17 protein-coding genes are annotated in these 13,134 nt (G+C 59.4%); 4 read left to right on the top strand and 13 right to left on the bottom strand.

The window, feature by feature from the left end; translation table 11 throughout:
• The first annotated feature begins 86 nt into the window (after nt 1-86).
• The 3 genes from ACTG4B_RS08130 to ACTG4B_RS08120 are packed head-to-tail and all read left to right on the top strand — an operon-like array spanning nt 87 to nt 1,228.
• Complete coding sequence (locus ACTG4B_RS08130) at nt 87-578, top strand: Na+/H+ antiporter subunit E (protein WP_439155196.1); 492 nt, start codon at nt 87-89, stop codon at nt 576-578.
• On the top strand, nt 575-844 hold the full coding sequence (locus ACTG4B_RS08125; RefSeq protein ID WP_439155195.1) for a K+/H+ antiporter subunit F: 270 nt from the start codon (nt 575-577) through the stop codon (nt 842-844). Before ACTG4B_RS08130 ends, ACTG4B_RS08125 begins: the two co-directional genes overlap by 4 nt.
• A gap of 9 nt (nt 845-853) precedes the next feature.
• Complete coding sequence (locus ACTG4B_RS08120) at nt 854-1,228, top strand: Na+/H+ antiporter subunit G (protein WP_439155194.1); 375 nt, start codon at nt 854-856, stop codon at nt 1,226-1,228.
• A gap of 10 nt (nt 1,229-1,238) precedes the next feature.
• On the opposite strand, the gene ACTG4B_RS08115 is transcribed toward ACTG4B_RS08120, so the two are convergent.
• The 9 genes from ACTG4B_RS08115 to ACTG4B_RS08075 all read right to left on the bottom strand — a co-directional run bounded on the left by ACTG4B_RS08115 (nt 1,239) and on the right by ACTG4B_RS08075 (nt 7,523).
• Nucleotides 1,239-2,735 carry a TRAP transporter large permease gene (locus ACTG4B_RS08115; RefSeq protein WP_439155193.1) on the bottom strand — a complete coding sequence of 499 codons (1,497 nt, stop codon included), beginning with the start codon at nt 2,733-2,735 and terminating at the stop codon, nt 1,239-1,241.
• Nucleotides 2,732-3,316, bottom strand: a complete 585-nt coding sequence (locus ACTG4B_RS08110; RefSeq protein ID WP_439155192.1) for a TRAP transporter small permease — start codon at nt 3,314-3,316, stop codon at nt 2,732-2,734. The genes ACTG4B_RS08115 and ACTG4B_RS08110 overlap by 4 nt, the downstream gene beginning before the upstream one ends.
• A gap of 59 nt (nt 3,317-3,375) precedes the next feature.
• Nucleotides 3,376-4,419 (bottom strand): TRAP transporter substrate-binding protein, encoded by a 1,044-nt coding sequence (locus ACTG4B_RS08105; RefSeq protein ID WP_439155191.1) that lies wholly within the window; start codon nt 4,417-4,419, stop codon nt 3,376-3,378.
• A 186-nt stretch (nt 4,420-4,605) separates the two neighbouring features.
• The gene (locus tag ACTG4B_RS08100; protein WP_439155190.1) at nt 4,606-5,067 is read right to left on the bottom strand and encodes a baeRF12 domain-containing protein; all 462 of its coding nucleotides are present in this window, start codon (nt 5,065-5,067) and stop codon (nt 4,606-4,608) included.
• A 64-nt stretch (nt 5,068-5,131) separates the two neighbouring features.
• A complete protein-coding gene (locus ACTG4B_RS08095; protein ID WP_439155189.1) occupies nt 5,132-5,722 on the bottom strand; it encodes an HPF/RaiA family ribosome-associated protein in 591 nt (196 codons plus the stop codon).
• A 185-nt stretch (nt 5,723-5,907) separates the two neighbouring features.
• Entirely contained in the window at nt 5,908-6,123 is a 216-nt protein-coding gene (locus ACTG4B_RS08090) for a dodecin family protein (protein WP_439155188.1), read from the bottom strand.
• Between the two features lie 115 nt (nt 6,124-6,238).
• The gene (locus ACTG4B_RS08085) at nt 6,239-6,724 is read right to left on the bottom strand and encodes a bacterioferritin (protein ID WP_439155187.1); all 486 of its coding nucleotides are present in this window, start codon (nt 6,722-6,724) and stop codon (nt 6,239-6,241) included.
• 34 nt (nt 6,725-6,758) lie between these two features.
• Entirely contained in the window at nt 6,759-7,046 is a 288-nt protein-coding gene (locus tag ACTG4B_RS08080; RefSeq protein WP_439155186.1) for a coiled coil domain-containing protein, read from the bottom strand.
• Between the two features lie 45 nt (nt 7,047-7,091).
• Nucleotides 7,092-7,523, bottom strand: coding sequence for a hypothetical protein (locus tag ACTG4B_RS08075; RefSeq protein WP_439155185.1), 432 nt, complete (start codon nt 7,521-7,523; stop codon nt 7,092-7,094).
• 191 nt (nt 7,524-7,714) lie between these two features.
• Here ACTG4B_RS08075 and ACTG4B_RS08070 point away from each other — a divergent pair, with 191 nt between their 5' ends.
• Nucleotides 7,715-8,455, top strand: a complete 741-nt coding sequence (locus ACTG4B_RS08070) for a Crp/Fnr family transcriptional regulator (RefSeq protein WP_439155184.1) — start codon at nt 7,715-7,717, stop codon at nt 8,453-8,455.
• On the opposite strand, the gene arcC is transcribed toward ACTG4B_RS08070, so the two are convergent.
• The 4 genes from arcC to ACTG4B_RS08050 are packed head-to-tail and all read right to left on the bottom strand — an operon-like array spanning nt 8,449 to nt 13,096.
• On the bottom strand, nt 8,449-9,384 hold the full coding sequence (arcC, locus tag ACTG4B_RS08065) for a carbamate kinase (protein ID WP_439155183.1): 936 nt from the start codon (nt 9,382-9,384) through the stop codon (nt 8,449-8,451). The two genes, ACTG4B_RS08070 and arcC, sit on opposite strands and share 7 nt — an antisense overlap.
• 2 nt (nt 9,385-9,386) lie before the next feature.
• Entirely contained in the window at nt 9,387-10,388 is a 1,002-nt protein-coding gene (gene argF, locus ACTG4B_RS08060; protein ID WP_439155182.1) for an ornithine carbamoyltransferase, read from the bottom strand.
• 12 nt (nt 10,389-10,400) lie between these two features.
• Nucleotides 10,401-11,624: an arginine deiminase gene (locus ACTG4B_RS08055; RefSeq protein ID WP_439155181.1), complete on the bottom strand. Its 1,224-nt coding sequence runs from the start codon at nt 11,622-11,624 to the stop codon at nt 10,401-10,403.
• A complete protein-coding gene (locus tag ACTG4B_RS08050; RefSeq protein WP_439155180.1) occupies nt 11,621-13,096 on the bottom strand; it encodes a YfcC family protein in 1,476 nt (491 codons plus the stop codon). The genes ACTG4B_RS08055 and ACTG4B_RS08050 overlap by 4 nt, the downstream gene beginning before the upstream one ends.
• Nucleotides 13,097-13,134 lie beyond the last annotated feature (38 nt).

Raw genomic sequence — 13,134 nt, 5'->3', positions numbered from 1 at the left:
CCTATCTTGAGGCCACGACAACACAGATCTTCGACCGGGCCGGATATATCGCGGCGGTTCTTGGCAATGGCGATGAGGGCTGACACATGATGGCACGATTACTCCCGCACCCCCTGCTCAGCGGCACGCTTGTGCTTGTCTGGCTTGGGCTGGTGAACTCTTTCTCGCTTGGGAACCTGATCCTTGGTGTTGTCTTTGGGCTGGCGATCCCGATGCTCACGGCGCCTTACTGGCCCGACCGGCCCCGCATCGGAAAACCACTGCGCATCGTGGAATATCTGCTGATTGTGCTTTGGGACATTATCGTTGCCAACGTTCAGGTTGCTGCCATCATCATGTTCAAGCGCGAAAAAGATATTCGATCGCAATGGATTGCTGTGCCCGTCGAACTGACCTCTGCCGAGGCGATTACCGTGCTTGCGGGCACGATCACCATGACCCCCGGCACCGTTTCGGCAATGCTTGCTGCCGACGCCGGCAGCATCCTTGTGCATTGTCTGCACACGGATGATCCCGATGGGGTGCGCGACGGGATCAAGTCGCGCTATGAACGCCGCCTGAAGGAGATTTTCCAATGATCGAAGCCGCGCTCGTCTTCACCGCAACGTGCTATGGTCTCGGGCTTCTTTTGAACCTTTGGCGGATCACGGTCGGGCCGAACGCGGCTGACCGGATCCTTGCGCTGGATACCATGGTGATCAACATGATCGCGCTACTGGTTCTTTATGGCATCTGGCGTGGCACAGCGATCTACTTCGAGGCCGCGATGCTGGTTGCGATGGTCGGGTTCGTATCAACCGTTGCTTATTGCCGCTTTGTGCTGCGCGGCGACATTATTGAATGAGGTGACGATATGAACTTTGTCGCAGAGCTTTTGATCGCTGTCTCGCTGGTAATCAGCGGCGTATTCGGGTTTGTCGGCTCTTACGGGTTGGTCAAATTACGCCAGACCACCCAGCGCCTGCATGCACCGACGAAGGCAACGACACTGGGTGTCGGGGGCGTGCTGATCGCGTCGATGATTTTCGCCTTCGCGACGCACGGCAGGATTTCCGTGCATGAATTGTTGATCACGCTTTTTCTGTTTCTGACTGCTCCGATCACCGCGCATTTCATTGCGAAAACTTACATTGCACGAAATCTGGGCCGCCCCTCGCTGCCTGCAAGCAAGAGCGCAAGCGGTTGGTCCGTATTTGACGATCCGCCATCACAAGAGCCCGACAGCTAAGGATGCAGACCTACCACCCCACAAGCGCAAGGGTGATCGCGGGGAACGCGACAAGGATCGCAACACGGACCAGATCGGACGCCACAAAGTAAGTGACCGCCTTGTAGGTCTCTACCATTGGGGTCGTTCGGTCCATCGCGTTGATCACAAACAGATTCATGCCCACGGGTGGTGTGATCAACCCGACCTCGACCACGATCAGCACAAGAATACCGAACCAGATCGCCGTTTGTTCGGTATTGATCCGGTTCAATGCACCATCCGACACGCCGCGCAGCCCCAGTTCGCGCGTCATGTCACGGGTCAGTTCCTGCCCGCCGGCCAGCAACGCCTGTGCCTCTGCGATCAGCGCGGCCGGAATATCTGCACCGCTTGCGATCAGTTCAGACAGGCGCACGGATTGCAGATCAATCATGGTTACAAATCCGAAATCAAGTTCCTGCATGATTGGCCAGAATATCGGGACCGTCAAAAGGATCATCGACAGGCTGTCCATCAGGCAGCCCAGCAAAAGATAGAACACAAGGATCACAACCAGGATCATGATCGGGCTTAGCCCGCTTTGCCCGACCCACAGCGCGGCCTCTTGTGGCAATTGGGTCAGCGCCAGAAACCCGTTATAAAATGCAGCCCCCAGAACGATGAAAAAGATCATGGCCGATGATCGTGCCGTCACATAAAAACTTTCCGCCAGAGAAGACCGGGTCAGCCCGCCGGAAAACCATGCGATGACGCCGGTGCCAAAGGCCCCGACAGCCGCGCCCTCGGTCGGGGTGAACCAGCCCAGATATATTCCTCCGACGACAAGGCTGAACACCACCAGCACCGGCCACACGGCGACAAGTGCGACCAGCCGTTCCCGGTATGGCACCCGCGCCCGGGTTCCCGCCGCATCCGGATTGATCCGCACATAAACCGATATCGCGATCATATAACCGATGGCGGCAAGGACACCGGGCAGAAAGGCCGCCAGAAACAGCTTTGCGATATTCTGTTCGGTCAGGATCGCATAGATCACCAACACGACCGACGGCGGGATCAGAATGCCAAGCGTGCCACCTGCTGCCAGCGTTGCCGTCGCAAATCCGCCCGCATAGCCATAGGTTTTCAGTTCTGGCAGGGCCACACGGCCCATCGTCGCCGCAGTCGCCAAGGATGACCCGCAGATCGCGCCGAACCCCGCACAAGCCCCGACCGCCGCCATTGCCACCCCGCCGCGCCGGTGGCCCAGCCATCCTTCGGCGGCCTTGAACAAGGCCTGGCTCATGCCGCCCAGGGTTGCGAAATGTCCCATCAGCAAGAACATCGGCACGATCGACAGGGCGTAGTTGGAAAAGGTCGTGTAGGTTTCCGATTTCAGCCGCGCAAAGGGGACCGTCGTATCGCCGGTCACGATGACCAGCCCCGCCAAACCGGCAAGAAACATCGCCAGCCCGATTGGAACGCGCAGAAATATCAGCACCAGCAGGGCCGGAAACGACAGCACCCCAATCACAAGATCGTTCAATGTTCTGCCTCCGCATCCGGGGGCAGCAGGCGCTTGCCGGTGATCATCGCGACAAGCCGGGCAAGCGCAACATAGACCCCGATTATTGCGGCAGCCACCGCACCTGCCAGGCTGGCGGCATAGGCCCACCACAGCGGAAGCTCTAACAGAAAGGTCGTCTGGCCCGCGCTTTTCTTGCTCAGCAGCCCCAGAAACAGCTGCCACGCGATCAGGATCAGTGCTGCGGCAAAGGCAAATTCGATCACCATGTGCAGCATCTGGTTTACCCGCTCTGGCAGTTTGGCGGTAAAGATATCGACAGAGGCGTGTGATCCCCGCAACTGACACAGCGGAAGAAACGCAAAAATCGTGAACGCCATCCCTGCCTCGACCAGTTCAAAGTCACCCGTGATCGGGCCAACGCCAAGGCCAAGCAGCGCATTTGCAGCACCCGGCGCAATCGACTGCACAAATTCCCCATGCAAAATGGTGTTGAGCGACCGCCCCGCAATGGAAAGGCAGGTCAGGATGATCAGACCAGACAGGACACACCCGCCCAAAATGGCAAAGCCGCGCGCAAGTTTGTCGAAAACGCCGTGCATCGATCCCCCTTTACACCACCGCAGCACCTGGGACGGATGCAGCCTTGGCCAGGGCGCGGCTATTGCTGCGCGCCGGCACCCTTGCAGTCTCCGTCCATCAGGCTCCGGGCTTCGGCGATCAACGCCCGACCAGCCAGCCCGTTGGTCTCGACATCCGCGATCCAGCTCTCATAAATCGGACTGACCAGGGCCTTCCAGTCGGTGTTGTCGGTCACGGTGATGATCATGTTGCCGTTTTCGATGGCAAGTGCGCGGGCCGGCGCATCGGCATCGGCCTGCGTGCCACCGGCAAAGATCGAAAATTCCAGCCCGGAATTATCGTCGATGACCTGCTGCAAATCGGCAGGCAGGCTTTCATATTTTTCCTTGTTCATTGCCAGAACAAAGGTCAGCGTATACAGGCCCGGGCCCTCAAATTCGGTGTGGTTGCCAACCAGATCGGCGATTTTCAGCGAGGTCGTCACCTCCCACGGGATCGTGGTGCCGTCGATGACACCTTTGGACAAACCTTCGGGCACAGCAGGCACGGGCATCCCCACCGGCGTGGCCCCTGCCGCCGTCAAAAGGTCATTCACCAGGCGGGATCCGCCTCGGATCCTCATCCCTGCGAGGTCAGCCGGTGTTGTCACCGGATCGGTGGTGTGGATCATGCCCGGTCCATGCACCCATGTGCCAAGCACTTTGACATCCTTGAATTCGCCATCCGCCATATGCGCAGCGGCGATTTTCCAATACGCGCAAGAGGCGGCGCGCGCATCCGATACCATGAAGGGCAATTCGAAGACTTCGGTCGTCGGGAACCGGCCGGGAGTGTATCCGACGACCGTCCAGATCACATCGGCAACGCCATCAATCGCCTGATCCATCAGCTCGGGTGGGGTGCCACCCAGTTGCATCGACGCGAAACGGTCGATCTTGATCCGGCCTTGCGATGCCTCTTCGACATTGTCGGCCCAGACATCCAGCACCAATTTGGGAACATTCGCCTGCGCAGGCAAAAACTGATGCAGTTTCAGCGTGACATCCTGCGCAAAGGTTCCGGTTGCCAGCCAAAGGGCGGCAGCCCCAGTCAGCATCGTCCTCGTGTATCGTGTGTTCAGCATGATGGCGGTTCTCTTTGTGCGTGCGCGCCCCGTCCGCCGCCATGTTCCGGGCACTGTCATGGCCACGGACAATCGCAAGGCGGAGCGTCAGGGCGCAGGGTTCGCACAGCAAGGAATAATTGTCATCAGATTTGTGGTTTTTGCGACAAGATTTCGCGCCGCGCACGTCACAAGACGCCGCGGGCGCTACAGATCGGACAGCACCTGTTCGATCCGGGGCACCGGCAGGTTGGTCAGATCCTTGGCGATTTCCAGCAAGATCCTGCCTTGCAGCTTGTCGCCATACTCTGCGCGCAAGGCCCCAAGCGTTTGCGGGTCAGCCACAACAACCAGTTTCTGGAACCTGTCAGCAGCGGCCCAATCCAACAGATGTTCAGCCAGTTCCTTGGCAAAACGCCGTTCTTCAACCACGTGCCAATCTGTTTCCTGCAACGCGCTTTTACCGCGGGCAGCATACGCACCCTGCACTTTCACACTGTCATGCATCCGGCCCGGCCGATCCGAGGATAATTCATGCGCGGGCGGGTTTTCCATTTCCGCTTTCTGCAAGACGTGCAGATCCATGAATTCCTTGTCGCCCTGCTGGCGCAGCACAAGATATTTCGTGCCATCCGCAACGACGACCCATGTGTCAAATGTCAGTTCCAAGATCGCGATCCTTTCGGGTTTTGTCGGCCTTGTCCGGGGCGGCACCCGGACGGTTGTTTCTTTTTCAGTGTCTTTTCTTGACCTTGGGGTCATAATTCAGCGCGCCTATCTTGCGCACCGTGCTGGCCTGCGGGCCAATGTCGCTTTCATCGGTCTGGACCACCAATTCGACCGTATCGCGCGGTTCCAAAGCGTCAAAACTGCCATCGACCACGCTGTTCTTGTGGAAATAAACCAGGCGGTGATCGGTGGCGATGATCTGCCCATAGCCTTCGTCATGATGAATTTCGACCACGCGGCCCTGCAACGGGCCATCATGCACCTTGACCTCTCCGGCGACGGCATCTTTCCAGCGTTTCACCTTCCGTGCCATCGCGCTGAACGCATCGCGCAAGGCCACGCGCAAGTGCTCGTGTTCGGCCACGTCATGCTGATTGTGGCGCACGGCCAATTCTTCGCCCGGCACAAGAACATAGATTGTCACTTCAAACAGGTTACCCTGTTTCTGGCTTTGGTGGGGGGCCTGAATGATCACATGGCAACTGATGATGCCGTCATAGAAGGTTTCAAGATGCCGGACCTTTTCGGCGACCAACGCCTTGATTTCATCCGAAGGCGTGACATCGCGAAAGGTGATTTCCAGAGGTGTCTGCACGATCGGTTCCTTTCCTTGCCTTGGCCCCTTTTCCGTGAAAATCCGGACATGGGCGCTGAACCTGTCCTGCCATTTGTGCCGGTATCGCGGCGCCCTGCATTGACCGCTGTCAATTGTGATACCCGCGATCACCGATGGGGGGCATGACCAAGGGCAGCCCCGCCCCTTGTCATGCCCTGCAACCATCAGCCCATCGGCTGATCATCTAGCAGAAAAGTGATGTTCGCGTTCACCCGGTAGCTTACGATCTTGTCGCCTTCGACCTGTGCATTCATTTCCTTGATGTAGATGGATTTGATGTTCCGCACGCTTTTTGCAGCCTGCGCGACAGCGGCGCTTGCTGCGGCCTCGAAGCTCTTGTCGGATTCGGCCAGTACCTCGATCACTTTGAGCATGGACATGGTGTGTCTCCTTTCACGTTGCTTGTGATGCATGACTGCATCGACACCTGAGCAGGCTGACCGATCCGGCATTCGCGCGCATTTACCGCTGTTAATCGATACACCCGGCCAGGACCTAGCCGCTGCGCGCCGTATCACTCATGTTCTGGGCGATGAACGTCGGCTCGCCCATGCGTTCCAAAAGGGCCAGTTGCCGTGTCAGCCAATCCTGGTGGCCTTCCTCATCCAGCACCAGTGCCTCGAACAGCATCCTTGTGCCCACGTCCATGTCATCCGAGGCGGCGCGGGCGGCGGCGGAATAAAATGCAATCGCGCTCATCTCATCCTCCAGGTCGGCACGAAACATGTCCTCGAGCGTATCTGCCCGTTTCGGGGTCTTGGCCGGTTTCACTTTCGGATCGCCGCCCAGAAACAGGATACGGTCGATGAAACGCCCCGCATGTCCCAGTTCTTCGGTCATTTCCTGGCGCATCTGTCGCGCCAGAACATCAATCCCCCAATCGTCAAGAACATGGGCGTGCAGCAGATATTGCTGGACCGCCGCCATTTCCATGCTCAGGGCCTCTTGCAAGTTATCAACGCTTTGCGTTTGGTCAGACATGAATTTTCCTTTCGTCTTGACGCTGTGGCAACCTTCAGGAAAAACGCCCTACGGCCTGCCGGACAGATTTGCCCAGATCATCCCATGCGCTTTCGATCCCGGATTTGAGATCTTTCCAGGCAGCGCCTTGCGCATCGCGCAACTCGGCCAGCTTTTTCTGTGCCTCCCGCTGTTTTTCGTGAAGCTCATCAAGTTGTTTTTCATATTTGATCTTGGCGTCGGCTGTGGCCTCATCCGCCTTGGCCTGAAGCTTGTTTGTTTCGGCGCGCCACTGGTCAAGCTTTGCCTGAAGTTTTTCGGCATATGCGTTCTTGTCGTCCATCCGTCTTTCTCCTGTCTTGTGCGGTCGTGTTGAAAACTGCAGTGGTCACACCGGCATGGCGTGCTTTTTGGTGCTTGCCTTCAATTGATCGGCAGTTTTTTCGATGGTCTCTTTCTCGACTTCGAGTTCGGCACTTAGCGTATCACCGGTGCAATGCGCACAAAGCTCGATCCATTCGCGGGCATCCTCGGACATGCGCTGCATCGACCCGTGCATCCAATCCGCCATGGCGGATGTCACCGCCGATGGATCCGACGCGCCATTCCCTGTCATCGCGTCGACCACATCCAGCGCGGTATCCACTGCATCATGCCGCCGTGCGAACCACCCGGCCGTAAATGTTTCAGCCTCTTGCAGGAATTTTTCCTGCGCCGTCCAGAACTGGACAATCTGCGGGTGGATCATCGGGTTGACCACCATCACCGCCCGCACCTGTTGCACCAGATCGGTAAACAGGGATTCTTCTGACTTGGTCATCGTGCGATCGCCTTTATGAACATATTCGGTCACGGACATGGTGAAAGCCTGCAAAGCCCGCCGCATTAACCCCGAGCAAACATCAGGCATTGTCGCACCCGGCGATTGAGCCGCATCAACCGCGACCGCATCACACCTGCTATGTCGAAGTTGCGTCATCAGACGTGAAACTGATCAAACAGGGGCTATCGATGAATAAAATTGTCCGTCCGATCATAGCGGCTCCACCCGGTGCACAGCCGCTTTGGCAGCTTCCCGACGTTGCGGTGAACACCTCTTTGGAACAGCTTTTGAAAACCTACAAACGCGGCTATCAGGCCGGCAGCCTGATCGAGTTGGACAGTAGCGGAACCAACGTCACCTACTGTGTGCTGTCGGGATGGGTGTCGCTGTCCAAATCAATGCCGGACGGGCAGCGCCAGACAATCGACTTTGCGCTGCCTGGCGATATTCTCAGCCAGATTTCGGCCCATATCGCAACACGCGCCTTGCAGATGGAAACGGTCACCTATGCCACCATCGCGATGATCCCCGGTCCGGTGTGGGCCCGTCTTGGCAAGGAATTTCCACAGCTTGCACAACTTGAAAACCGCCGCGCCGCCGAAGCGCTTTCGCGCTTGTCGGACCGGATGCTGCGGCTGGGCAAGTGCAGCGCCGAAACCCGCATTGCGCATGCGCTGATCGAACTGTGCAGCCGCTTGCGCAGCATCGGACAGGGCAGCAGCCTTGGTTTTCAGTTGCCCCTGACCCAACAGCAACTGGGCGAATTTACCGGCCTGTCGTCCGTGCATGTCTGCCGCACCCTGCGGCGGCTATCCCAGCACGCCGTGATCAAGATGGGTGACCACATGACCATCGAGATTACCGACATGGACGCCCTGGCCGATCTCGCGGGGGTTGAACCGACAACCCTTACCGAAAGGTGTCATTGATCGCCCGATGGCTGACTGCGGGTTTTTATCTGCGTACCTGCGCGCCCTTCCAGCAAGGCGCAGGCATCCTCCAGCTTACCGATGACAGCCACCCGATCAGGGTGGCTGTCGGCAAACCGGCCCCCGGCAGCCACCTTTGGCCCCATCGACCCCGCAGGCAAGTCCATGTCAGCCGCTTGCTGCGGCGTCATTTGGTCGATCAGTGCCGCATCCGGCGTGCCGAAATCGCGAAAGACACCGGCCACATCGGTCAGCAACAGCAACCTGTCAGAACCCAGCGCCAGCGCCAGCAACGCGCTGACCGCGTCCTTGTCGATCACCGCCTCGACGCCTTTCAGGCTGCCATCAGATCGCGCCATGACCGGGATGCCGCCGCCACCACCGCAAATCACGATGGTGCCATGCAACAAAAGTTGCCGGATCACCTTGAGATCGGGAATATCCTGCGGCGCGGGCGATGCGACGACCCGCCGCCAGTGGTCGCCATCCTGCGCGATCTGCCAGCCATGGTCGGCTGCCAGTGCGTCGGCCTTGGCCTTGTCATAGACCGGACCTACGAATTTCGTCGGCTTCTGAAACGCCGGATCGTCAGGATCGACGCGCACCTGCGTCAGCAGCGTGGCAACGGTGCGGCTGTGATCCAGCGCGTTTTCCAGTTCCTGTTCGATCAGATAGCCGATCATGCCTTCGGTTTCGGCCCCCATGACATCCAGCGGATAAACCTCGTCCGGCTTGTAGGCCATCCCCTGCAAGGCCAGCAGCCCCACCTGCGGGCCGTTGCCATGCGTGATCACCAGATCATGCCCGGCACGCACGATATCCGCCAGCGATGCCGCCGCAACCCGCGCATTTTCGCGCTGGTTTTCCGCCGTCAGCGCCTGCCCGCGCCGGAGCAGCGCATTTCCCCCCAAGGCGGCTACCACGATCATGGCTATCCCCCCAGGGTCGCGACAAGCACGGCCTTGATCGTGTGCAACCGGTTTTCAGCCTGATCGAACACGATCGATGCGTGGCTTTCGAACACGGCATCGGTGACTTCCATTTCAGAAATCCCGAATTCCTTTTCGATCTTTGCGCCAAATTCCGTCTCCGCGTTATGAAAGGCGGGCAGGCAATGCATGAAACATGTGCGCGGATTGCCGGTGTTGACCATCACATCGGACGTCACCTGAAAGGGTTTCAACTGTGCGATCCGTTCGGCCCATTTTTCAGCCCCCTCGCCCATCGACACCCAGACATCAGTATAGATGAAATCGGCACCCAGTGTCGCCTCGTCGATGTTGTCGGTGATCAGTATGCGCGCGCCGGTGTCCTGCGCGATGGATCGGGCCTCGGCCTCGACCAGCGTTTCGGGCCAAAGGTCGCGCGGGCCGCACAGGCGCACATCCATCCCCATCTTGGCCCCGCCGATCAGCAGGCTGTCACCCATATTGTTGGACACATCGCCCATAAAGGTGAACGCAACCTCGCGCAGGGGTTTTTCGGCATGTTCCTGCATGGTCAGAAAATCGGCAAGCACCTGTGTCGGGTGAAATTCATCGGTCAGCCCGTTCCAGACCGGCACTCCGGCATATTGCGCCAGTTCCTCGACCACGGTCTGGCCAAAGCCGCGGTATTCGATCCCGTCGAACATGCGCCCCAGCACGCGCGCGGTATCCTTGACGGTTTCCTTGCGGCCCAGATGCGTGCCCGACGGCCCCAGATAGGTGACGGTCGCGCCCTGATCATGGGCGGCCACCTCGAATCCCGCGCGGGTGCGGGTGCTGTCCTTTTCAAAGATCAGCGCCAGTTCCTTGCCTTTCAGCACCGGCTGTTCGGTGCCCGCGCGTTTCGCGGCCTTCAGATCGGCGGACAGACGCAACAGATAGGCGATTTCAGCCGGCGCAAAGTCACGCAAACTTAGAAAATGGCGGTATTTCAGATTATAGGCCATGACGGTTTCCTTTCATGCCGGATCACGGATGGTGGGGCAGCTCATGCAATGGCTGCCGCCCCTGCCCCGGCCCAGTTCCGCGCCGGGAATGTCCAGAACCGTGATCCCTTCGGCACGCAGAGCGGCGTTGGTGTCATCGTTGCGGTCGTACCCCATGACCACGCCGGGACGCAGGGCCAGCACATTGTTGCCATCGTTCCATTGCTCGCGGGCGGTCTCGAACGTGTCATTGCCACCTGTGGCGACCACGCGCAGCGCCTTGTAGCCCAGTGCATCGGCAATCACATCAAACACAGGCTGGTCGATCCGGCGGATATCCAGCGGCAAGCGCCCCTCGCCCGGGCGCAGATCATAAAGCGACATTTCGCCGGCGACCTCGGTGAAACTGGTCACCACGTCATCGCCGCAAAAGGTCAGCACCGTGTCCAGATGCATGGCGGCACGCGATTTGGGCAGCTGGCAGGCCAGCACGCGGGTGGCGCGGCCCTGATCGAACAGCGCCTCGGTCAGCAGGCCCACGGCCTGCGGCGACGTGCGTTCGCCCATGCCGACCAGAACCAGGCCATCGCCAACGGGCATCACATCGCCGCCTTCCAGCGTGGCAAGGCCATGATCGCGGGTCGGATCGCCCCACAGGACATCGGCGCGGCCCGCGAATTTCGGATGGAACCGGTAAATCGCCCCCGTCAGCAGGGTTTCCGGCCGCCGCGCCTGCCAATACATCGGGTTCAGCGTCACACCGCTATAGATCCATGCGCTGTTGTCACGGGTAAAGATGGAATTTGGCAAAGGCGGCAGCACGAACCCCAGCCCCCCCAGATACGATCCGAACATGCCCCAGGGCGCGAACGGCAGGTCATTCACCGTCAGCCCCCCGATCAGGAATTCCGCCAGTTGCGCGCCGGGCAATTCACCCAGCCATTCGCGCAAATCACTCAGCATGCCGACACCGACGTCTTGTGGCGTGATACGTTGATCCAGCACCCAATTACGCGCGTCGGGCAGATCAAGGATGTCCGCCAGCAGATCGCCGGTATCCAGCACCTCGACGCCCTCGGCGCGCATCTGGTCACAGAACACGCCATGATCCTTGATGGCCTCTTTGACCCAGAACACATCGTCAAACAGCAGATCATCGCAGTTATCCGGCGTCAGCCGCCGATGCGCCAGCCCCGGCTTGCACACGATCACCTGTCGCAGCCGCCCGGTTTCGGAATACACACCCAAATCGGTCATAGCGCACCTCCGCCCGCTTGCAGCATTGCGACCACGGCCAGCGTGCCCATGATGAACACCGTCAGAATGACCAGCAGCGGCCAGATGAACACGATCCAGCGGTCATAGCCGACCCGCCCGATGGCCAGCCCGCCGATGACGACCGCAAAGGTCGGGTTGATCAGGTTCACCAGCCCGTTTGCCGATTGATAGGCCGTCACGACCAGATCGCGCCCCACCCCGGCAAAATCAGCCAGAGGTGCCAGAATGGGCATCGACAGCACCGCAAGCCCGGAAGACGACGGCACGAAAAAGCTCATCGCGACCTCAATGGCGAACATCGTGGAAATAAACGCGATATGGGACAAATCGCCCAGCGTTTGCGCGGATGCGTGCAGGATCGTATCGGCAATCAGCCCCTGTTCCATGACCACGACAATGCCGCGCGCCAGCCCGATCACCAGCGCCACCCCCAAAAGGTCGCGCGCCCCGTCGATATAGGCCCCTGTCAGGCGTTTTTCGCCCAGCCGCCCGATCAGGCCGATCAGGATCGCCGCCCCCAGAAACAGCGCGCCCATCCGCGCCATCCACCAGCCCTGACTGGACACCCCCCAGATCATCACCGCAAATGTGGCGCCAAAGATGATCAAAATGACCTTCTGAGTGCCGGTCAGCGCATCGTCGGGAGTGTCACTGTCGGATTGTTTCAAGAAATGCCGCTCATGTGCCGACCACTGTCCCGAGACAACGGACCGGTCGCGGTCGTCCTTTACGCGGGCGGCATAGCGCATCACATAGGCGATACAGATCGCCAGCCCCCCCAGCAGAATGACGAACCGCGGGATGATCCCGTTCGTAAACGGGATTTGCGCCGCATCGGATGCGATGATCGTGGCAAAGGGGTTGATCGTGGACCCCAGCACCCCGATCCCCGCCCCGATCAGGATGATCGCCACCCCGGTGACGGCATCGTATCCCGCGCGCAGCACCACGGGCAGCAGAATCGCGTAAAACGCCAGGGTTTCCTCGGCCATGCCATAGGTCGTCCCACCGGCGGCAAACAATGTCATCAGGATCGGGATCATCCAGATTTCGCGCCCCTCCATGGCGCCCATGGCCGCCCGGATCCCCGTATCAATGGCACCGGTGGCGTTCACGACCCCCAGAAACCCGCCCAGCAGCAGCACGAACAACGCGACGTCGATCGCATTGGCAGCATAGCTGTCAGGGTCGTAGAACCCCCCGATCGGGGCCATCAGCACATCAATCGGACCTTGCGGGTTCGAGGGAACGGTCTGGTATGTGCCGGGCACCGCGACTTCGCGGCCGATCTCTTCGTTCATGGCGCGGTCGTATTGCCCGGCGGGAATGATCCAGGTCAGCACCGCGACCAGCACGATCAGCAGGAACAGAATTGTATAGGCCGTGGGGAAACGCGATTGCAGGTCAGCCTCCGCATTCTCATCGTCATTTTCAGTTTGTGCCTTTGTCATGGTTATCGATCCGATCCTGTCTGATGTGCCCCGGGGCC

Origin of the sequence: Yoonia sp. (assembly GCF_965660735.1) — a bacterium.
Classification (GTDB): domain Bacteria; phylum Pseudomonadota; class Alphaproteobacteria; order Rhodobacterales; family Rhodobacteraceae; genus Yoonia.
This window is presented reverse-complemented; position numbering and strand designations above follow the sequence as displayed.